This is a genomic window from Aeromonas sp. 82P (assembly GCF_051919365.1).
Taxonomy (GTDB): domain Bacteria; phylum Pseudomonadota; class Gammaproteobacteria; order Enterobacterales; family Aeromonadaceae; genus Aeromonas; species Aeromonas veronii.
The window spans coordinates 3,565,414-3,587,073 of sequence record NZ_JBQBEV010000001.1 but is presented as its reverse complement, the minus strand read 5'-3'; the positions used below and the strand labels follow the sequence as shown (position 1 = coordinate 3,587,073).

Genomic DNA, 21,660 nt, shown 5'->3' with positions numbered 1-21,660 from the left:
ATCGTGGCTACTGACCAAAATGGCGATCTGCTGATAAACGATGAGGGCACCGCCGCCCTCGATGAAAATGAGCAGAAGAGTTCGGCGCTGGGCTTCCTGTCCAACACCGATGTGCTGCGGCAAATCACCCTGATCCTGGGGCTTGCCATCTGTCTGGCCATTGCGGTGTTTATCCTGCTGTGGGGCAAGGAGCCGGACATGCGTCCCCTCGGCACCTACACCACCCAGGAGCTGGTGAAGACTCTCGATTTCCTCGATCAGCAGAAGATCCCCTACGAGGTAGATGGCAAGAGCGTGCTGGTCAACGCCGAAAGCTACCCTACTATCCAGCTGGCCCTGACCCGTGCCGGTCTTGCCAATGCCACCGATAGCAGCATCGGTGGTGAAGATATCCTGCTGAAAGATTCCAGTTTCGGCGTCAGTCAGCGAATGGAGAGCGAACGTCTGAAGCTGAGCCGCGAGCGCCAGCTGGCGAGCGCCATCGAGCAGTTCCAGAATGTGGCCAAGGCCCAGGTGCTGCTGGCTATCCCGAAAGACAACGTGTTTGCCCGCAACGAACGCAAACCTAGTGCCACCGTAGTGCTCAACCTGAAAGGGGCGGCGCTGGGGCAGGGGGAGGTGGACTCCATCGTCGATATGGTGGCCTCCGCCGTCCATGGCCTTGAGCCGACCCGCGTCACCGTCACCGACCAGAATGGCCGCCTGCTCAACTCCGGCTCGCAAGACCCGATCTCGGCCCAGACTCGCAAAGAGTTTGCCATGCAGCAGAAGCAGGAGCTGGAGTACAAACAAAAAATTGACGCCATCCTGATCCCGGTGCTGGGGGCCGACAACTATACGGCGGAAGTGGATCTCTCCCTCGACTTCTCCCAGCAGGAGCAGACCCGCAAGACTTACAACCCGGACCTGCCTGCAGTGCGCTCCGAGATGACCATGGAAGAGAACAGCGCCAGCGGCAGCAACGGTGGTGTGCCCGGCGCCCTCTCCAACCAGCCCCCTGCCGCCTCCAATATTCCCGAGGAGGCGACCGGTGGTGATGGTGCCAGCGCTGCTGCTTCGGGCCGTTCCCGCAAAGAGGCGACCCGCAATTTCGAGCTGGATACCACCGTCAGCCATACCCGTCGCCAAATGGGTGGCATTCGCCGCATGACTGTTTCGGTTGCCGTGGATTACAAAGCGGTGCCCGGTGCCGACGGGGCCGTGACTCGTGAGGCGCGCACCCAGGCAGAACTCGATACATTGCGCCGTTTGCTGAGCGGTGGCCTTGGCTTTGATGTGACCCGTGGTGATACCCTTGAGGTGATCGCGATTCCGTTCAATCGCCCAGAGCTGGATACCGTGGCCGAGGTGCCGCTCTACGATCAGCCCTGGTTCTGGCGTGCGGTGCGGATTGCCGCCTCGGTACTGGTGATCATCGTCTTGATCGTCACCGTGGTTCGCCCCATGCTCAAGCGACTGCTCTACCCGGATGCCAAACCGGAAGGGGAAGTGGATTTCGACAACCACACCGTACTGGGTGGCGACGACGAGTTGAGTCTGCTGTCAGCACAAGTCGAGAACGATCAGGTATTTGGTGTCCGCGATGGCCAGCTGAAACTGCCGGATCTGCACCGTGATGAAGACTTGCTCAAGGCGGTACGTGCGCTGGTGGCGAACGAGCCGGATCTGGCCGCTCAGGTCATTAAAGAATGGGTAACGAACAAAGATGCCTGAAGAAAAGAAGAGTCAAGTCACCGGCAATGACATCACCGACAGTCAGCGCCAGATCCTCGACCAGATGTCGGGAATGGAGATGGCTGCGGTGTTGATGCTGAGCCTCAATGAAGAGGATGCCGCCCAGATCTTCCGTCATCTCGAGCCCAAGCAGGTGCAGCGGCTCGGTATGTCGATGGCCTCCATGTCCGACTTCAGTCACGATCGGGTGGCGGCGGTGCACCGTCAATTCATCGACGATATCCAGAAGTACACCAACATCGGTATCGGCAGCGAAGACTTCGTGCGCAAGGCGTTGGTGGCGGCCCTTGGCGAGGACAAGGCGAGCAATCTGGTGGATCAGATCATTCTCGGTTCCGGCGCCCGTGGCCTCGATTCGCTCAAGTGGATGGATGCCCGTCAGGTGGCCAGCATCATCCAGAACGAACACCCGCAGATCCAGACTATCGTGCTCTCCTATCTGGAGCCGGAGCAATCCGCCGAGATCCTGAGCCAGTTCCCGGAGCAGGTGCGCCTCGATCTGGTGATGCGTATCGCCAACCTCGAAGAGGTACAACCGGCGGCACTGCAAGAGTTGAACGACATCATGGAGAAACAGTTTGCCGGTGCGGCCGGTGCCCAGGCAGCCAAGATGGGCGGCCTGAAGGCAGCCGCCAACATCATGAACTATCTGGATACCAATATCGAAGGCCAGCTGATGGACTCCATCCGCGAGTCGGACGAAGAGATGAGCCAGCAGATCCAGGATTTGATGTTCGTGTTCGAAAACCTCATCGATGTGGACGATCGCGGCATCCAGACCATGCTGCGGGAAGTGCCGGGGGATCTGCTGCAACGCGCCCTCAAGGGCTCCGACGATCAGATGCGCGAGAAGATCTTCAAGAACATGTCCAAACGGGCGGCCGAAATGCTGGCGGACGATCTGGAGGCCATGGGGCCGATCCGGGTCTCCGAAGTGGAAGCGGCCCAGAAAGAGATCCTCTCCATCGCCCGTCGTCTGGCGGATGCCGGCGAGATCATGCTGGGCGCCGGTGGCGGCGAGGAGTTCCTCTAAGCCATGGCCCATAAACAGAACCGCGATGCCAAGCCCGCATCAGGCAGTGGTGAGGAGCCGCGCAAAGCATGAACAACAAACTGCGTGGGTATGTGCGCCCCGAGGGTGATGATGCCCGGGTTGAGACCTGGGGCTGGCCCGAGATGGAGGTCGAGGTAGAGGCGGGAGCGCCTACCAATGCTCTTGGCCTGGCCCCTGACTGGTATCAGCAGGAAGAGGAGGTGGTGGAGCCGGAGCCCGAACAGGAGCCGACCCCCAGCATCACCGCCGAAGAGCTTGAAGCGATCCGTCAGGCCGCCTGGGAAGAGGGGATGGCTGAGGGGCGCGAGTCCGGTTATGCCAAGGGAATGGAAGAGGGCAAGCTGGAAGGATTGCAACAGGGTCATTCTGCCGGTCTCGAACAGGGGCGCGAGGAGGGGCTGGCTATGGGCCGCGAGCTGGTGGAGCAGGAGATCGCCCACTGGCAGGGGCTCGCCGCGCGCCTTGCCAATCCGCTTAACGAGCTGGATCAGGCGGTGGAGCAGCAGTTGGTCTCGCTGGTGATGCAACTGGCCCGCGCGCTGATTCGTCACGAAGCGGAGACCTCCCCCCGCATTCTGCTGGAGGCGCTTAAAGAGGGGCTGGCCTTGCTGCCTGCCGCCGAACAGGGGGTGACTCTGATGTTGCATCCCGACGATATAGCGCGAATCGAACAGGCATTTGGCCCCGAAGAGTGCGCCAAGCGCCACTGGCGATTGCAGAGCGATCCCACCCTCTCCCCCGGCGATCTGCAACTGGCGACCGAGCTATCCAGCATCGATTTGACCCTCTCCGGGCGCATCGATCAGTTGCTGCGCAACTTCTTGCGGGACAATGCGTCGCAGAAACCGGCTTCGCAGGACTCACGCCCATAACCGATGCCGGACGTTGCCGTCCGGCTGCACTTTTTAGCTCTCAGGAGGCCAGATGAGCGGCTCGCTACTGAACCGTTTGCAAGGGTACAAGGTACGCGACAGCGCCCCCAAACCGCCGGTCGCCGGCAAATTGACCCGGGTGGTGGGGCTGACCCTCGAAGCCATCGGCTGCCGTGCCGCTATCGGTGCCCTCTGCCGCATCGATACCCTTGATGGGACGCTGGAGGCTGAAGTGGTCGGTTTTTCTGGCGATCGCCTCTATCTGATGCCGAGCGAGCAGCTCAAGGGGGTGATCCCCGGTGCCCGGGTGGTGCCCATCACCGAAGAGCACGGCATTCCGGTTGGGATGAACCTGCTTGGTCGGGTCATCGACGGCATCGGTCAGCCACTCGATGGCCTCGGCCCCATTCTCTCCTCCCAGACCGTGCAGTTTGCCCAGCACCGCATCAACCCGCTCTCTCGCCGCCCGATCCATCAGCCGATGGACGTGGGGGTGCGCGCCATCAACGCCGTGCTGACGGTCGGTCAGGGCCAGCGGATGGGGTTGTTTGCCGGTTCCGGTGTCGGTAAATCGGTGCTGCTTGGCATGATGACCCGTGGCTCGGTGGCGGATGTGGTGGTGGTCGGCCTCATCGGTGAACGGGGCCGGGAGGTGAAAGAGTTTATCGAAGACATTCTGGGAGAGGAGGGCCGTGCCCGCTCCGTGGTGGTAGCGGCTCCCGCTGATGCCTCGCCGCTGATGCGGCTCAAGGGATGTGAAACGGCGCTTGCCATCGCCGAGTATTTCCGCGATCAGGGGCTCAACGTGTTGCTCTTGATGGATTCATTGACCCGTTATGCCCAGGCCCAGCGTGAGATCGCGCTGGCGGTGGGCGAGCCGCCAGCGACCAAGGGTTATCCGCCCTCGGTATTTGCCAAATTACCGGCGCTGGTGGAGCGTGCGGGTAACGGCAGTGACGGCCAGGGCTCCATCACCGCCTTCTTCACCGTCCTGACCGAGGGGGATGACCTGCAAGATCCCATTGCCGATGCGGCGCGGGCGATCCTCGATGGCCACATAGTGCTGTCGCGCGAGCTGGCCGATGCGGGCCACTATCCGGCTATCGATATCGAGAAGTCCATCAGCCGGGTCATGCCCATGGTCACCTCGCCGGAACATATGGATCTGGCGCGCACCCTCAAGCAGTTCTACTCCCTCTATCAGCAGAACCGGGATCTCATCACCATCGGCGCCTACAGTCAGGGTTCCGATCCGCGCATCGACCGCGCCATCATTCAAAAACCCTATCTGGATCAGTTCTTGCAGCAGGGGATGCGCGAGGTCATTCACTACGATGATGGCCTGCAAGCCTTGCAGATGGTGGCGATGCCATTGATGCGCTGATGATGGTCGGTAACAGAGAGGTCGACGATGAGTAAAGGGTTGGTATTGTTGGCCGATCGGCTGGTGGAGGCGGAGCAGCAGTGTGCGCTGGCACTGGTGAAGGCGCAGCAGGATCTCAAGCTGTTCATGGATCAGCAAAATGCCCTCAACCAGTACCGCCAGATCTATCACCAGCAGTGGACCGATCGCGGCCTGCAGGGGATTTCGCCCCAGCAAAATACCCAGTATCACGCCTTTATCAACAAGCTCGAACAGGCAGCGACCCAGCAGTACGAAGGGGTGTTGCAGGTGCGTCAGGCGCTGGAACAGCGCCGTGAAGAGTGGCTGGCGGCCCAGCAGCGGCGCAAGGCGGTGGAGCTGTTGCTGGAGAAGCAGGCGAGCCGCGAGCAGCAGAAAGCCCAGCGTCAGGAGCAGAAGATGCTGGATGAGTACGCCATGTTGCGACGCTTTCATCAATCTGGCCTGTAACTTGCTTTGATATGGACATTGTCGGCGGCCATCTTTTTGGGGGCCACCAGAATTCAGGGATCCCATCATGATGCAGACACTGTTGACACAAACGCCTTCGGCTGCGGCCAACGGGTTGGATAAAGCGCCTCTGAGCGGTTCCGTCGAGAGCAAAAGCATCGATGGTGGGACCGGCAGCGACAGTAAGGGGGATTTCGCCACCCTGATTGCCAAGGCCCGGAACAGCGAACAGGGCGCCGCCGAGGCCACTCAGGGCGGTAACCATGTCCGATCAGCCAAATCTTTGGCGACCGAGAGCGCCTCTCCCAAAGAGGAGACCGGCAAGGAGCAGGCTTCTGACGCCGACAACAAGGTGGAGGAGGTTCCTGCCAACGACTTTCTGCTGCGTCTGCAAGACTCCCTCAAGCTCGATACCTCGCTAGTGACACCCCAGCTGGCGGTAGCAGCCCAACAGAGCGCCACTGTGGTAGACGGCAATCCGTTGCCGCAAGAGGGTGAGCTGGAGGGGATTGCGCTTGATGAAAGCGAGCAGACTCCTGCCGCTGCCAGAATTGCCAGCCAGCTTGCCGGTCAGACCGGGGCGCAGTCGCCGCTGGCGACGACCGCCAATTCGACTTCAGAAACCACCGTATCGTCCTCAGCGGCGCGAGTGGTGGTGCAGGGCGATGCCTCTGCTGCCGTTCTCTCCTCTGAAGGTGAAGATGCCGCCACCACTGCGGATGGGCAGACCGGGGAGAAAGCCTCTGCCAAGGGCGAAACCCTCGGAGCAGATGGCAAGCACACCAAGCCCCTCACGGGGGCAGAGCGGATGGCCCAGCTGGCCAAGGTGCTGCCGGTCGATGAGTCGGCAAGCACCGCCAAATCCGCGGAGTCACTCGCGGCAAAAGAGGCTGGCGACAGCAAATCCGATCCCGCCGCCAGCAATGCTTTGACTAACAAGGGGCAGGCGACGCAAGCCGCGACTCAGGGGGCTGCGCTCAAGGCCTTCAGCGAGGGGCTCAAGCAGCCTGAAGCTGGCGCTGCAACCACCTCAGCAACTGTGGATGGAAGTGGGGTAGCTGGCAAGGGGGCAGAAAAGGGGGCCGCCGAGGGTAGCCAGCAGCAAGCCACCGCCGCTAATCAAAGTTCGGCGCCCGTGAGGACGGCGCAGAGTGTCGCAGAAAGTGCCGCAGCCCAGAGCAGCGTAACGACAAATGCGATGGCTCAGACCGATAGTGCTGCCGCCCCCGTGATGGTGGCGCCGCAGCAGGTGTTGGCACAGGCTGAATCTCAGGGGCCGCAAGCGCCGCTGTCGACTATTTCAGCCGGCATCAAGCAGATGGAAGTGACCGGCACCGACGAGGTGCGCAAAGCGGTTTCGCTTGAGGTAAAACCGAAGGCCGGTGAGGCGGAGAAGAGCCTGGTTGCGACGACATCTAGCGGCGAGAGCAGCCCGAGCCAGACCGTTCAGCATGGCCAGAACAGCCAGACTCAGCCACAGGTGGCCGATAGCCGGGCGCCCGCCGCTGAGACGACGCTGCGCCGTGAGCCGCAGAATTTACCCCATTTGAAACTGGCCAGTCAGGAAGCACCTGCCGAATTGCACCAGAAGGTCAATGTGATGCTGGCCGAAAAACTGCAACAGGCGGAAATTCAGCTCGACCCCCTCGGCCTTGGCAAGATGAAGATCCAGATCCAGATGGGGGCCGACAGCCAGGCAAACGTCCATTTTGTGGTACAACATGGACAGACCCGCGAGATGCTGGAGCAGGCGATGCCCCGGCTACGTGACATGCTGGCAGGGCAGGGGATCCAGCTTGGCCAGACGCAGGTGCAGCAGCAGTCGCAGCAACAGCAGCAACAGGGCCAGCCCACCTTTAACGGGCAGGGTCAGCAAGGTCAGAGTAGTGGTCAGCCGCGGTCCGGTAACGGGCTGGTTGAAGGGGAACTCACCACTTCCAACCCCAGTTTGCTGGTGGAATCGACAAACGGTTCCGGAATTGATTTCTATGCTTGATGCAATCCCGAGTAAGTTTATGATATCGAACAAGTTTGAGACTAGGGTGGACAAGGGATGGCTGACGATAACGAGTTGACGCTAAAAGACCCGGCTGCGGGCAAGAAAAAGAAGCTGATCATTATCATTGCCCTGGTGGTAATTTTGCTGGGCGGAGGTGGTGCTGGCGCCTTTCTGATGCTCTCCGGCTCCGATAAACCGCCTGCTGAAGCGGCGGAAGGTACCGAGGCCGCACCCAAAGAGGAAGCGCCTAAACCTTCCCTCTATGTCGGTATGCCGCGCCCCTTTGTCTTCAACGTCGCAGGTGCCCAGCGGGATCGACTGGTGCAGATCAAGATCCAGCTGATGGTGCGCGGTACCGCCGACGAGACGCTGGCCAAACAGAATATCCCCCTGATTGAAGGCACCTTGCTGCGGGTATTCAGTGCAGCCAGTGCCGAACAGCTGATGACCTTTGAAGGCAAGGAGAAGCTGCGCAAGGATTCACTGGAAGAGTGCCGTCGGGTGCTCAAGGACCTGGTCTCTTCCCCCGTTATCGAACAAGTGCTGTTTACCGGCTTTGTAATGCAGTAGGTGAAGCGTGAGCGATCTGTTAAGTCAGGACGAAATTGATGCCCTCTTGCACGGTGTCGATGATGTCGAAGAGGAAGAGATAGGCGGCGCTGGAGACCCCGGCGTAGCCCAGTTTGACTTCTCCTCCCAAGACCGCATCGTCCGTGGTCGCATGCCGACGCTGGAGCTGGTGAATGAACGTTTCGCCCGCCATATGCGGATCAGCCTGTTCAACATGATGCGTCGTACCGCCGAGGTCTCCATCAACGGCGTACAGATGCTCAAGTTTGGCGAGTATGTTCATACCCTGTTTGTGCCGACCAGTCTCAACATGGTGCGCTTCCGCCCGCTCAAGGGGACGGCGCTCATCACCATGGAGGCCCGACTGGTCTTCATTCTGGTGGAGAACTTCTTCGGTGGCGATGGCCGTTATCACGCCAAGATTGAAGGGCGTGAGTTCACGCCGACCGAACGGCGCATTATCCAGATGCTGCTCAAACTGGTATTCGAGGATTACAAGGATGCCTGGGCGCCGGTGATGGACGTGGGGTTCGAGTATCTCGACTCCGAAGTGAACCCGGCAATGGCCAACATCGTCAGCCCGACCGAGGTGATCGTGGTCAGCTCGTTCCACATCGAGCTCGATGGTGGCGGTGGCGACTTCCACGTGGCGATGCCTTACTCCATGCTGGAGCCGATCCGCGAGCTGCTGGATGCCGGTGTGCAGAGTGACAAGGGGGATACCGACGTACGTTGGAGCAAGGCGCTGCGTGACGAGATCATGGACGTCAAGGTGGAGCTGCGGGCCAAGCTGCTGGAGACCGAACTCACCCTGCGTGAACTGATGGAGCTGCGACCCGGCGATATCATTCCGGTCGATATGCCGGAAAATCTGCTGGTTTTTGTGGAGGACTTGCCCACTTTCCACGCCAAGATGGGCCGCACCAAGGATAATGTGGCGCTCAAGATCACCGACAAGCTCAAACGTCCTGAAGGGGTCAAGACGGAGATGCATCTGGTGACCCGGGGCGGGGTACGAATTGATGGCGAGGCCGAGCTGGAAGAGCTCGAGCGCAGTATCGAAGATCAACAGCGATAATTGACGGTTTATTACGGTAAACGGTCACGAAGTAGCATAAGGAAACAAGATGAGCGGAACTGAGGAAGAGGATCTGATGGCTGATGCCTGGGCTGCGGCTCTGGAGGAGCAGGTGACGGCGGAAGCCAAGCCAGCCCCGCTGGAAGAGTTGAAAGATGATGCCCCCATCAGTGCCGAGGAGCGTCGCAAGCTCGACACCATTCTCGATATTCCGGTCACTATCGCCATGGAGGTGGGCCGCAGCCAGATCAGCATTCGCAACCTGTTGCAGCTGAACCAGGGCTCGGTGGTGGAGCTGGATCGGGTTGCTGGCGAGCCGCTGGACGTATTGGTCAACGGCACCCTGATCGCTCACGGCGAGGTGGTGGTGGTGAACGACAAGTTCGGTATTCGCCTGACTGACGTCATCAGCCAGATTGAACGGATCAAGAAGCTCAAATGATGCGCCTCCTGTTGTTATTGCTGCCTGTTCCGGCCTTTGCCGAGACAGCTGCGGCATCTGCCAACGTGCCTAGTCTGAGCTCCTGGTTGCTCTCCAGTCTGATGGTGATTGGTCTCATTCTGGTGCTGGGCTTTCTGCTCAAGAAGAGCAAGCTGGCGACCGCCATGGGGGGCGGCCAGATGCGGGTCATCGCCTCGTTGCCGGTGGGTTACAAAGAGAAGCTGCTGGTGGTCAAGGTGGGCGAACAGCAACTACTGGTCGGCGTAACACCGCAGCAGGTCAACTTTCTCTACCGGCTGGAGGAGCCGCTGGATGAAAACCAGCCGCAGGCGTTTTCCCAGCAGCTTGGCAAATTGATGGGCAAGCATGAAAAAAGCTAACGGCTTATGGCTGAAAACGGGGCTGCTGGTCAGCCTGTTGATACCACTGTTTTGCTCTTGGCCTGCGCTGGCACAGGACGCCATGTCGGCGGTGACCGTCAAGACCATGGGGGATGGCTCTCAGGAGTACAGCCTGACTCTGCAAGTGCTGGCGCTGATGACCGCGCTCTCCTTCTTGCCAGCCATGGTGATCATGATGACCTCGTTTACCCGCATTATCATTGTGCTGGGCATCTTGCGTCAGGCGATCGGTCTGCAACAGAGTCCCTCCAACCAGGTGTTGATCGGCATTGCCCTGTTCATGTCGTTTTTCATCATGTCGCCGGTACTGGATCGTATCAATGATGAGGCATTGCAGCCCTATCTGGCCGAGACCATTCAGACAAAAGAGGCGCTGGAGCGGGCCGAGTTGCCCATCCACCAGTTCATGCTGGCCCAGACCCGGATCAAGGATCTCAACACCTTTATGGAGATCGCCAACGTGCAGGTGGAGAAACCTGCCGATGTGCCGCTACGGGTGCTGATCCCTGCGTTTGTCACCAGCGAGCTGAAGACCGCCTTCCAGATTGGTTTTATGCTGTTCCTGCCGTTCCTGGTCATCGATCTGGTGGTCGCCAGTATCCTGATGGCGATGGGGATGATGATGCTCTCGCCGATGATTGTCTCGCTGCCTTTCAAGCTGATGCTGTTCGTGATGGTGGATGGCTGGAACCTCATTCTGGGGTCACTGGCCAACAGTTTCGGACTGGGTGCCGGTTAGCCGGTCGAGCGCAAGGAGCCCGAACATGAGTCCTGAAACCTTTGTCGACGTCTTTCGCGAGGCGCTCTGGCTGGTCAATATCATGGTCAGCGCGGTGATCCTGCCCAGCCTCGCTATCGGACTGGTGGTAGCCATCTTTCAGGCGGCCACCTCCATCAACGAACAGACCCTGAGCTTTCTGCCCCGTCTTATCGTGACCCTGCTAGCCCTGGGAATTGGTGCTCACTGGGGAATGCAGAGTCTGATGGACTTCTTCATACTGATGGTCAATCAAATCCCCGAGGTGGTGGGATGACCTACACAACCGCTCTGATCATGGAGTGGTTGTCTTCCATCCTCTGGCCGCTGGCGCGGGTGAGCAGCCTGCTGATGGTGATGGCGGTATTCGGCAGCCGTCTCGCTCCTGCGCGGGTACGGATGGGGCTGGCTTTGGCCATCACCTTTCTGATTGCTCCGCTGCTTCCGAAAATGCCCCCTATCGAGCTCTTCTCTGTCGGCAGTTTTCTGGTATTGGGCCAGCAGCTGCTCATCGGTATTGCCCTCGGCCTGATGACCCAGTTTCTTATGGAGAGCTTCGTGATGGCCGGTCAGGTCATCGCTATGCAGACCAGTCTGGGTTTTGCCACCCTGGTGGACCCGATGAATGGCCAGTCGGCCCCCGTGGTCGGTCAGTTTTATCTGATGCTGGCGACCCTGGTGTTTCTGGCGCTGGATGGTCATCTGGTGATGCTGCGGCTGGTCATTCTTAGTTTCGAGACACTGCCTGTCTCCGAGCACGGTCTTTCGGTTTCATCCATGAAAACCCTGAGTGCGTTTCTGGGTGTGATGTATCAGGCTGCTTTGGTGATGTCGCTCTCAGCCATCGTCGCCTTGCTCCTAATCAACTTCGCCTTTGGTGTCATGACCCGGGCGGCGCCGCAACTCAATATTTTCAGTATCGGTTTTGCGGTCAGCATGATGTCGGGTCTGCTGATCCTCTGGCTCACTATCGGCGGGTTCCTCGGTCACTTCGACATCATGTGGGAGCGGGTGCAGGAGGTTAGCTGCGAGCTGATCAACACCCAGTGCTTCGGGGGCGCTCATGGCTGATACCGACCAGGAACGTACCGAACAACCCACGGGCAAACGACTGCAACAGGCCCGTGAAAAAGGGCAGATTGCACGTTCAAAAGAGCTGGGGACCGCCAGCGTTCTGCTCTCGGCGGTCTTTGGCCTGTTGATGCTCAAGGGCTCGCTGGCGACCGCCATGATCAAGGTCGTCACCATGGGCTTTACTCTGGACAGGGAGCAGGCTTTCGATCCCAACGCCATGATCGCCATGCTGCCGGCGCTGCTGGGGGAACTGGTTCTTCCGCTGGGGCTGTTGTTCGCGCTGGTGGCGATTGCCGCCTTTATCGGCAACACCCTGATGGGGGGGATGAACTTCTCCACCGAAGCCATGATGCCCAAGATGAGCAAGTTGAGTCCGCTCAGTGGCCTCAAGCGAATGTTCGGGGTGCAGTCGCTGATCGAGCTGGTCAAATCCATCGCCAAAGTGGTGTTCATCACCCTGTTTGCCTGGTGGATGCTATCCAGTCAGTTTAATCATCTGCTCAACCTCTCAATGGAGGGATTTCCCGGCGGCATTATCGATGCGCTGGAGTTGTTTCTCTGGATGTTGATCATCCTCTGCTGCGCCCTGCTTCCCATCGTTGCCATCGACGTGCCGTTCCAGCAGTGGAACCACATGCGTCAGCTCAAGATGACCAAACAGGAGGTCAAGGACGAGTTCAAGGACAGCGAAGGCAAGCCAGAGGTAAAGGGCAAGATCCGTCAGCTGCAGATGCAGATGGCGATGCGCCGGATGATGGGGGATGTGCCCAAGGCCGATGTGGTGATCACCAACCCGACCCACTACTCGGTAGCGCTCAAGTATGATGCGGGCAAACCCGGTGCCGCGCCCAAGGTCGTGGCCAAGGGCACAGATGAAATTGCAATGAAGATCAGGGAGATCGCCAGAGAGTACGAGATCCCGATCATGCCGTCACCGGCTTTGACCCGGGCTATTTACCACTCAACCGAGCTGGGCCACGAGATCCCGGAAGGGCTGTTTGCGGCGGTTGCCCAGGTGCTCGCCTATGTCTTCCAGCTCAAGAAATTCCGCCGTGGTCAGGGTCGCCGTCCCCAGCCGCTGGCTAAAGATCTCCCCATTCCGACCGAATATCGAAAATGACAAAGTTCTGACGTAGTCAAAATAAACCCATTGTATTTCAATGCCTTGTATTATTGGCTTGATGTTTGCTTTAATCTGGCACCAGCAGGTTGAAATTGAGAAGCGCGATGGAATTCAAGGCAGTATTGGGCCAGTTCAAAGAGTACCGGGGAGTATTGGGCAAAGGCCTTGGCACCCCTCTGCTGGTATTGGCCGCGCTCGGCATGGTGGTGTTACCCATCCCGCCGCTGATGCTGGATGTGCTCTTCTCCTTCAACATTGCCCTCTCCATCGTGGTGCTGCTGGTATCCGTTTATACCCGCCGCCCCCTCGAATTTGCTGCCTTCCCGACCGTACTGCTGCTCGCTACCTTGCTGCGGTTGGCGTTGAACGTTGCCTCGACCCGGGTGGTGTTACTGGAAGGTCATAATGGCAGTGCGGCGGCCGGCCATGTGATCGAGGCGTTCGGTAACGTGGTGATCGGCGGCAACTATGCGGTCGGCATCATCGTTTTCACCATCCTGATGATCATCAACTTTGTGGTCATTACCAAGGGTGCTGGGCGGATCGCGGAAGTGAGTGCCCGTTTTACCCTTGATGCGATGCCGGGCAAACAGATGGCCATCGATGCCGATTTGAACGCCGGCCTCATCAATCAGGAAGAGGCGAAGAAGCGTCGCCAGGATGTGACCCAGGAAGCTGACTTCTACGGCTCCATGGATGGTGCCTCCAAGTTTGTCAAAGGGGATGCCATTGCGGGCATCATGATCCTCTTTATCAACATCATCGGCGGCTTCATCATCGGGATGATGCAGCACCAGCTGACCTTCAGCGAATCGGCCGAGATCTATACCTTGTTGGCCATCGGTGACGGTCTGGTGGCGCAGATCCCCTCCCTGCTGCTCTCCATCGCCGCCGCCATCATAGTGACCCGTCAGAATACCGATCAGGACATGGGTACCGCAGTACTAGGCCAGCTGTTTGACAATCCCAAGGCGCTGATCATCTCGGCCGGGATTCTGCTGATGATGGGGCTGGTGCCGGGGATGCCGCATTTCGCCTTCCTGAGTCTGGGGGCTCTTGCCGCCGCTGGCGCCTGGTGGTTGCTGCGCCGCGAGAAACTGGCTGCCGCCAAAGCGGCCAAGGGCGAGCTGCTGCCTGCCACTGCCGAACAACCTCATGAGCAGAAAGAGCTGAGCTGGGATGATGTGATGCCGGTGGACATCATCGGGCTGGAAGTGGGTTATCAGCTGATCCCGCTGGTGGATCGCAATCAGGGGGGCGAACTGCTCAACCGGATCAAAGGGGTGCGCAAGAAACTCTCACAAGAGCTGGGCTTTCTGGTCCCGGCCGTCCACATTCGCGACAACCTGGATCTGGCGCCAAACCAATACCGCATCACCTTGATGGGGGTCAGTACCGGCGAGGCCAATGTCTACCATGATAAGGAGATGGCCATCAATCCGGGGCAGGTGTTCGGCCAGATCCAGGGGATAGCCACCCGGGATCCCGCCTTCGGACTGGAAGCGGTCTGGGTTGCCAAGGAGATGGTCTCTCAGGCACAGACGCTGGGGTATACGGTGGTGGATACCGCGACCGTGGTGGCTACCCATCTGAGCCAGATCCTGACCAACCATGCGGCTCTGCTGCTGGGCCATGACGAAGTACAACAACTGCTCGATATGATTGGCAAACATCAGAGCAAGCTGGTCGAAGGGTTGGTGCCGGAAGTGATCAGCATGGGTAACCTTGTGAAGGTATTGCAGAATTTGCTCAATGAAGGCGTGCCAATCCGCGATATGCGCACTATCCTGCAGACCCTGGTTGAATACGCGCCGCGCAGTCCGGATCCGGAAGTGCTCACGGCCGCTTGCCGGATTGCCCTGCGTCGCCTGATTGTGCAGGAGATTGCAGGCCCCGATCCCGAGCTGCCGGTGATTACCTTGGCGCCGGAATTGGAACGTATATTGCATCAATCCCTGCAGGCTGGTGGCGGTGATGGTGCCGGTATTGAACCGGGTCTGGCTGAGCGGATGCAGCGTTCGCTGGTGGAAGCCACTCAACGACAAGAATTGGAAGGCCAACCGGCCGTGCTTCTGACATCGGGGATCTTGCGCAATACCCTGGCGAAATTTGTCAAGAATGCCATTCCTGGATTGCGCGTTCTGTCTTATCAGGAAGTGCCCGACGACAAGCAGATCCGCATCGTCAGTGCGGTAGGGCAGAACTAGTTAGCGGAGACGACGGGTGAAGATTAAGCGGTTTTTTGCCAAGGATATGCGAACGGCTCTGGCCGAGGTCAAGGAGACTCTCGGGCCTGACGCCGTCATCATGTCCAACAAGAAGGTCACCGGAGGGGTAGAGATAGTCGCCGCAGTCGATTATCAATCCCAGGTCCCGGGGCCCAAAGATGCGCCGGTTCGCCGTCAGCTGAACGATGAGAGCGTCAATATTTCGTCTGCTGCACGGCAGATGATCCGCCCCGAGCCGTCGCCGGCGAAGGAGCAGAACGAACATTATGCCGATACCCTGGCCGCCTTGCTGGCGCGCCAGCAGAAGCTCAAGCCGGGCAACGGGGCGCCAATGGGCAATACCCAATCGGCCGGGCTGGCCGCTGCCAATGCAGCGCCCAGAACATTGGCCGAGCAGGGGCAGTGGGGCGCAGCTCCCGAACCTGCCAAGCCCAAAGCCCGGGTTGCGTCCGGCCAGCGCCCCCCTCAACCTGCCCAGCGGGATCAGGAGATGGAAGGGATGCGCAAGGAGATGGCCAGCATCCGTAAATTGCTGGAGCACCAGATCTCCGGGCTGATGTGGCAAGAGGTGGAGCGCCGCGAACCGATGCGGGCCCTGTTGATCAAGGAGCTCAAGAAACTGGGCTTTGATGATGCGTTTGCCGATCAACTGGCGGGACTGATCCCCGAAGATATGTCCATCCATCAGGCGATGGCCCAGTTGGCCGAGGTGCTGACGGCCCAGCTCAAGATCAGTGAGGACGAGATCATGCGTCAGGGCGGCGCGGTGGCGCTGCTTGGCCCGACCGGGGTGGGCAAAACCACCACTATTGCCAAGCTGGCGGCCCGTTTCGCCATGAAGTATGGCGCCGAGCAGGTGGCGCTGATCACCACCGACAACTACCGGATTGGTGCCCATGAACAGCTGCAGACCTATGGTCGCATCATGGGGTGTCCGGTGCGGCAGGTGCGTGATGCAGAAGAGCTGGCCAATGCCCTTTATCAGTTCCGCCACCGTCGGCTGGTACTTATCGATACGGCTGGAGTTGGCCAACGGGATATCCGGCTGACCGAGCAGCTCGATACCCTGGTCAAGAATGCCAAGGTGCGGATCCGCAGTTATCTGGTGATGTCGGCAACTTCCCAGCGTCGGGTGATGCAGGAGGCGGTTGACCATTTCCGGCGTATTCCATTAAGCGGCTGCATACTTACCAAATTGGATGAAAGTCTGAATCTGGGCGAAGTGATTAACGTGTGTATCCAGAATTCATTGCCCATCAGCTATATCACTGACGGACAAAGGGTTCCGGAAGATATTCAGGTTGCCAATGCGGCGCAGCTCGTCGGGGCTGCCATGGGCTCGCTGGAGCGAGAAACAGAGGAGCCCTATTTCTGGGGCGCAGGCTTTGGCGAGGCCGAAGATTCGGAGTTTTATGAGTAACATGTATATGGATCAGGCGAGTGGTCTGCGCAAAATGCGTCAAAACAATCGAGTAAAAGTAATCGCCGTTTCCGGTGGTAAAGGGGGCGTGGGCAAGACCAACGTGACCCTGAACGTGGCCGGAGCCATGGCTGCCCAAGGCAAGCGGGTGATGGTGCTGGATGCCGACCTGGGTCTGGCCAACGTCGACGTCATGCTGGGGCTGCGGGTTCATCGCAACCTCTCTCACGTGCTGGCGGGTGAATGCACCATCGACGATATCATCGTCGAAGGTCCATACGGCATGATGATCGTGCCTGCGACCTCGGGCACCCAGTCCATGGTCGAGCTTTCTCCGGTGCAGCATGCCGAACTTATCCGTGCCTTCAGCGAAATGAAGACCCAGGTCGACATCCTGCTGGTGGATACGGCTGCGGGGATCTCCGACATGGTGCTGAGCTTCACCCGCGCAGCGCAAGACATCATGGTGGTGGTCTGCGATGAACCGACCTCCATCACCGATGCCTACGCCCTCATCAAGATCCTCTCCAAGGATCACGGTGTGTTTCGTTTCAAGGTGGTGGCCAATATGGTGCGCAGTCTGCGCGAAGGGCAGGAGCTCTTTGCCAAACTGACCCGGGTCACGGATCGTTTCCTCGACACCTCGCTGGAACTGGTTGCCTGTGTACCTTATGACACCAATCTGCGTGCCGCCGTGCGCAAGCAGAAGCTGATTGTCGAGGCGTTTCCCAAGTCGCCGGCCGCACTGGCGTTCCGGGCCCTTGCCAACAAGGCTGCGAGCTGGCCGGTGCCCAACCAGCCGGGCGGCCATCTGGAGTTTTTCCTGGAAAATTTGTTGCAGAAACCGGCCACAACACAGGAAGGTTCCCGTGAATAAAGCCCAAGCGTACTTGCGTCATCAGGATTCCTACGTGCTGGTGGAGCGTCATGCTCCCCTGGTCAAGCGAATTGCCCAGCATTTGTTGGCTCGCCTGCCCAGCAGTGTCTTGCTGGATGACCTGATCCAGGCAGGTATGATTGGGCTGCTTGAAGCCTCCCGCAACTTTGACGGTAGCAAGGGGGCCAGCTTCGAGACGTATGCCGGGATCCGCATCCGAGGCGCCATGCTGGATGAGATCCGGCGTGGTGACTGGGTACCCCGCTCTGTGCATCGCAACAGCCGGGCTATTGCAGAAGCGATCGAGAATGTCGAGCAGACTCACGGGCGTGACGCGCGAGATACCGAGGTTGCTGCCGAGATGGGGGTCTCCATCGCTGATTACCATGCGATGCTGCAAGATGTCTCCTGCGGCAAAATTATCGGTATCGAGGATCTGGGGGTCAGCGAGGATGTGATCGGCAACCCCGATGATGCTCCTTCAGGCTCGGGATTCGATGAATTGGCTGCCGAGCGATTTCAGATTCAATTATCCGAGCAAATTGGTCGTCTACCAGAGAGAGAAGCTTTGGTTCTCTCTCTTTACTACGATGAAGAGCTGAATTTGCGTGAAATTGGCGAGGTTTTGAATGTCAGCGAGTCGCGTGTGAGCCAGATCCACAGTCAGGCAATGCACAGATTGCGTGCTCGTTTGAGAGATTGGCATCTATAAGTGTTTGTACTGGCTACACTGAGATGAAACTCTAAGGCATAATCCGCACGACACAACCCGTTTTTAGCATCATGTAAGTGAGCCACTCTGGTGGCTATTTAGGAGGGAATTTTGGACAAGAACATGAAAATCCTCATTGTTGACGATTTTTCAACGATGCGCCGGATTATCAAGAACTTGCTGCGCGACTTGGGATTCAACAATACCCATGAGGCGGATGACGGCAATACAGCGCTGCCGATGCTGAAAAATGGTGATTTTCAGTTTGTAGTTACCGACTGGAACATGCCTGGCATGCAAGGTATTGACCTGCTTAAAGCCATCCGTGTCGATGAGAAGCTCAAGCATCTGCCGGTACTGATGGTAACTGCTGAAGCCAAACGTGAGCAGATCATTGAAGCCGCCCAAGCTGGCGTCAACGGTTACATCGTCAAGCCCTTCACCGCAGCAACGCTCAAAGAAAAACTCGACAAAATTTTCGAACGAATTGGCTAAGGAGCTGCAGGGATGATGGCCAAAACGAGAGCAATGATTTCGCTCGACCAGGCAAGGATGCTTGTTGTTCATCTGGAGCAAGGCGAATTTGAGCTGGCCGATGAACTGCTTGCCGAAGTATGTGCCCCCAACGCAGCCGATCTGTTTGAAAAAGTAGGTCAGCTGACCCGACAACTGCATGATTCACTTCAAGAATTTCGCCTCGATCCCCGTATTCCCGATTTGGCTACCCATGACATTCCCGATGCTCGGGAGCGTTTGAGCTACGTTATCGATATGACCGACAAAGCGGCCAATCGCACAATGGATGCGGTGGAAGCCAGTTTGCCGATAGCGGATCGCCTGAATGACAATATCCAGCTGGTGATGCCGAACTGGAATGCCCTGATGTCTCGTGACATGAGCGTGGGGCAGTTCAAATCCTTATGTCACCAACTTGATGATTTTATTAAGGCTTCAGAGTCTGATGCCGATAAATTACGGCAACTGCTGACAGAAATCCTGATGGCACAAGATTTTCAGGATTTGACAGGTCAGATGATCCGCAAGGTCATCAAGCTTGTTCAGGAAGTTGAAACAAAATTAATAGAAATGCTGACCATGTTTGGTGAGGCTTCTGCTGAGCATTCAACTCGTAGTATTCCTGTTAACGGGATTGAAGCAGAGGGCCCTATCATGAACCCCGAGGCTCGTGCCGATGTGGTCAATGGTCAGGATGATGTGGACGATCTGCTGTCTAGCTTGGGATTCTAATGGAGTGACGCATGGCCTTCGAAGTTGATGAAGACATACTGCAAGACTTTCTGGTCGAAGCATCCGAAATATTGGAACAGTTGTCTGAACAACTGGTCGACTTGGAAAAGCGGCCCGATGACAAGAACCTGTTGAATGCTATCTTTCGCGGTTTCCATACCGTGAAAGGGGGGGCAGGTTTTCTGTCGCTCGGTGAACTGGTTGATGTATGCCACGGTGCGGAAAACGTGTTCGATATCTTGCGTAATGGCAAGCGAACCGTTACTGCGGAGCTGATGGATGTGATCCTGCAAGCGCTGGACGCCATCAATGTCATGTTCGCCCAGGTTCAAAATCGCGAAGCCCCCAGCCCTGCGTCAGATGATTTGCTTCATGACCTCCATGAGTTGTGCAAGCCAGAAGGGGAAGAGCAACTGCGCACTGCTACCAGTGCGGCTGCGGCTGTAGAATCTGAACCTGCAGCACCGGTAGTTGTTGAAGAAGTTGCTCCAGAAGTTGTTGAACCCGCAGCCACCAGCAGCGAGCCTGCTCCTGTCAATGGCGGCGGCTCGATAGATGAAATTTCTGCAGACGAATTTGAACGCCTGCTGGACGAGCTCCACGGCGTGGGTGGGGCACCGACCAAGACGGTTGCAGCAGCGCCTATCGCTGGTGGCTCTGGCGATATCACCGATGATGAGTTTGAGGCCTTGCTGGATCAACTCCATGGTCAGGGACAGCACATGGGGGCGCCAGAGGTGAATCCTCTGAAATCGGTGCAAAAAGAGGTGGACGAGCTTATCGATGATGATGAGTTTGAACGCCTGCTTGATGAATTGCATGGTCGTGGTCAAGGGCCTCAGAGTACTATGGCACCTGCCGCACCTGCCGCACCTGCCGCACCTGCCGCACCTGCCGCACCTGCTGCGGTGACTCCGCCCAAACCGGCCACTCCTGTTGCCAAACCAGCACCGGCTGCCCCCGCAAAACCTGCCGAAGCAGCCAAGACACCAGCGCCTGCCGCCAAGGCGGCACCTGCGCCAGCAGAAAACAGTGCCGTACAAAGCGATACGACGGTGCGGGTGGATACCAAGACCCTCGATGTCATCATGAACATGGTAGGTGAGTTGGTACTGGTCCGTAACCGTCTGGTGAGCCTGGGTATTGCCAGCAATGATGAAGAGATGTCAAAGGCGGTTGCCAATCTGGATGTGGTAACGGCTGACCTGCAAGGTGCGGTGATGAAAACCCGCATGCAGCCAATCAAGAAGGTCTTTGGTCGTTTCCCGCGCGTGGTACGTGATCTGGCAAGAACCCTCAAGAAAGAGATTGAGCTGGTGATGGTGGGGGAAGAGACCGATCTTGATAAAAACCTGGTAGAGGCGCTCGCCGATCCTCTGGTTCACCTTGTTCGCAACTCATGCGATCACGGGGTCGAAATGCCGGATGTGCGGGAGAAAGCGGGCAAACCGCGGCAAGGGACGATCACCCTTAGCGCCTCCCAGCAAGGTGACCATATTCTGCTTTGCATCGAGGATGATGGGGCTGGTATGGATCCTGAGAAACTCAAGTCCATCGCAATCAGTCGCGGTGTTCTGGATGCAGATACTGCCGCTCGCATGAGCGACAACGATGCCTATAACCTGATCTTTGCCCCGGGCTTTTCAACCAAGGCCGAGATCTCCGATATCTCTGGCCGTGGTGTCGGAATGGATGTGGTTAAAACCAGCATTGTCAGCCTCAATGGATCGGTGCACATCGATTCCACCTGGGGGAAAGGTACCCGTCTCGAAATCAAGGTTCCGTTGACGCTAGCCATTCTGCCGACTCTGATGGTTGAGGTGGGTGAGCAGACCTTCGCACTTCCCCTCGGTTGTGTGAACGAGATTTTTCATCTGGATCTGAAAAAGGCCAACATGGTTGATGGCCAGCTCACCATCATTGTGCGCGAGAAGGCGATACCGCTCTTCTATCTGCACAAATGGTTGATTCGTGGCGCCAACAAGCGTTCACGCCAGGATACCGGACATGTGGTTATCGTGCAGATTGGCACTCAGCAAATCGGGTTTGTGGTAGATAGCCTGATTGGTCAGGAAGAGGTAGTGATCAAGCCACTTGATAACCTGCTGCAAGGCACCCCTGGCATGGCCGGGGCGACGATTACCAGTGATGGCGGAATTGCTCTTATTTTGGATGTGCCGAGTCTGCTCAAAGCATATGCGCGTAGACATTAATAGCTC

At 58.0% G+C, this 21,660-nt stretch carries 21 protein-coding genes; all 21 read left to right on the top strand.

The features are described from left to right. Positions 1-3: 3 nt before the first annotated feature. A complete protein-coding gene (gene fliF / locus ACTG2S_RS16285) occupies positions 4-1,713 on the top strand; it encodes a flagellar basal-body MS-ring/collar protein FliF (protein ID WP_274161140.1) in 1,710 nt (569 codons plus the stop codon). Further along, on the top strand, positions 1,706-2,767 hold the full coding sequence (gene fliG, locus ACTG2S_RS16280) for a flagellar motor switch protein FliG (RefSeq protein ID WP_005334749.1): 1,062 nt from the start codon (positions 1,706-1,708) through the stop codon (positions 2,765-2,767). Before fliF ends, fliG begins: the two co-directional genes overlap by 8 nt. A gap of 68 nt (positions 2,768-2,835) precedes the next feature. Beyond that, positions 2,836-3,660: a flagellar assembly protein FliH gene (fliH, locus tag ACTG2S_RS16275; protein WP_274161141.1), complete on the top strand. Its 825-nt coding sequence runs from the start codon at positions 2,836-2,838 to the stop codon at positions 3,658-3,660. A gap of 52 nt (positions 3,661-3,712) precedes the next feature. After that, positions 3,713-5,044, top strand: coding sequence for a flagellar protein export ATPase FliI (fliI, locus tag ACTG2S_RS16270; RefSeq protein ID WP_005334747.1), 1,332 nt, complete (start codon positions 3,713-3,715; stop codon positions 5,042-5,044). A gap of 27 nt (positions 5,045-5,071) precedes the next feature. Then, positions 5,072-5,512 (top strand): flagellar export protein FliJ, encoded by a 441-nt coding sequence (gene fliJ, locus ACTG2S_RS16265; protein ID WP_005334746.1) that lies wholly within the window; start codon positions 5,072-5,074, stop codon positions 5,510-5,512. 67 nt (positions 5,513-5,579) lie between these two features. Beyond that, on the top strand, positions 5,580-7,508 hold the full coding sequence (locus tag ACTG2S_RS16260; protein ID WP_274161142.1) for a flagellar hook-length control protein FliK: 1,929 nt from the start codon (positions 5,580-5,582) through the stop codon (positions 7,506-7,508). A gap of 57 nt (positions 7,509-7,565) precedes the next feature. Next, positions 7,566-8,081: a flagellar basal body-associated protein FliL gene (fliL, locus tag ACTG2S_RS16255; RefSeq protein ID WP_274161143.1), complete on the top strand. Its 516-nt coding sequence runs from the start codon at positions 7,566-7,568 to the stop codon at positions 8,079-8,081. A 7-nt stretch (positions 8,082-8,088) separates the two neighbouring features. Continuing rightward, the gene (gene fliM / locus ACTG2S_RS16250; RefSeq protein WP_005334736.1) at positions 8,089-9,159 is read left to right on the top strand and encodes a flagellar motor switch protein FliM; all 1,071 of its coding nucleotides are present in this window, start codon (positions 8,089-8,091) and stop codon (positions 9,157-9,159) included. 49 nt (positions 9,160-9,208) lie between these two features. Next, positions 9,209-9,601 carry a flagellar motor switch protein FliN gene (fliN, locus tag ACTG2S_RS16245; RefSeq protein WP_005298791.1) on the top strand — a complete coding sequence of 131 codons (393 nt, stop codon included), beginning with the start codon at positions 9,209-9,211 and terminating at the stop codon, positions 9,599-9,601. Further along, entirely contained in the window at positions 9,598-9,981 is a 384-nt protein-coding gene (gene fliO, locus ACTG2S_RS16240; RefSeq protein WP_158109525.1) for a flagellar biosynthetic protein FliO, read from the top strand. Before fliN ends, fliO begins: the two co-directional genes overlap by 4 nt. Continuing rightward, positions 9,968-10,741 carry a flagellar type III secretion system pore protein FliP gene (gene fliP / locus ACTG2S_RS16235; protein WP_139730759.1) on the top strand — a complete coding sequence of 258 codons (774 nt, stop codon included), beginning with the start codon at positions 9,968-9,970 and terminating at the stop codon, positions 10,739-10,741. Before fliO ends, fliP begins: the two co-directional genes overlap by 14 nt. A gap of 25 nt (positions 10,742-10,766) precedes the next feature. Further along, positions 10,767-11,036, top strand: coding sequence for a flagellar biosynthesis protein FliQ (gene fliQ / locus ACTG2S_RS16230; protein WP_005334727.1), 270 nt, complete (start codon positions 10,767-10,769; stop codon positions 11,034-11,036). Next, a complete protein-coding gene (fliR, locus tag ACTG2S_RS16225; protein ID WP_058055733.1) occupies positions 11,033-11,830 on the top strand; it encodes a flagellar biosynthetic protein FliR in 798 nt (265 codons plus the stop codon). Before fliQ ends, fliR begins: the two co-directional genes overlap by 4 nt. Next, positions 11,823-12,953, top strand: coding sequence for a flagellar biosynthesis protein FlhB (flhB, locus tag ACTG2S_RS16220; protein ID WP_150996454.1), 1,131 nt, complete (start codon positions 11,823-11,825; stop codon positions 12,951-12,953). Before fliR ends, flhB begins: the two co-directional genes overlap by 8 nt. A gap of 107 nt (positions 12,954-13,060) precedes the next feature. Continuing rightward, positions 13,061-15,163: a flagellar biosynthesis protein FlhA gene (gene flhA / locus ACTG2S_RS16215; protein ID WP_005353675.1), complete on the top strand. Its 2,103-nt coding sequence runs from the start codon at positions 13,061-13,063 to the stop codon at positions 15,161-15,163. 16 nt (positions 15,164-15,179) lie between these two features. After that, on the top strand, positions 15,180-16,604 hold the full coding sequence (gene flhF / locus ACTG2S_RS16210; RefSeq protein ID WP_021229881.1) for a flagellar biosynthesis protein FlhF: 1,425 nt from the start codon (positions 15,180-15,182) through the stop codon (positions 16,602-16,604). A gap of 1 nt (position 16,605) precedes the next feature. Next, a complete protein-coding gene (locus ACTG2S_RS16205) occupies positions 16,606-17,481 on the top strand; it encodes a MinD/ParA family protein (RefSeq protein ID WP_013723550.1) in 876 nt (291 codons plus the stop codon). Continuing rightward, positions 17,474-18,193, top strand: a complete 720-nt coding sequence (locus tag ACTG2S_RS16200; RefSeq protein WP_019444723.1) for an RNA polymerase sigma factor FliA — start codon at positions 17,474-17,476, stop codon at positions 18,191-18,193. The genes ACTG2S_RS16205 and ACTG2S_RS16200 overlap by 8 nt, the downstream gene beginning before the upstream one ends. 123 nt (positions 18,194-18,316) lie before the next feature. Beyond that, a complete protein-coding gene (gene cheY / locus ACTG2S_RS16195) occupies positions 18,317-18,688 on the top strand; it encodes a chemotaxis response regulator CheY (RefSeq protein WP_005334709.1) in 372 nt (123 codons plus the stop codon). Between the two features lie 12 nt (positions 18,689-18,700). Further along, positions 18,701-19,441: a protein phosphatase CheZ gene (locus ACTG2S_RS16190; RefSeq protein WP_100653282.1), complete on the top strand. Its 741-nt coding sequence runs from the start codon at positions 18,701-18,703 to the stop codon at positions 19,439-19,441. Positions 19,442-19,452: 11 nt separating this feature from the next. Continuing rightward, positions 19,453-21,654, top strand: coding sequence for a chemotaxis protein CheA (locus ACTG2S_RS16185; RefSeq protein WP_376891898.1), 2,202 nt, complete (start codon positions 19,453-19,455; stop codon positions 21,652-21,654). The last annotated feature ends 6 nt before the right edge of the window (positions 21,655-21,660 follow it).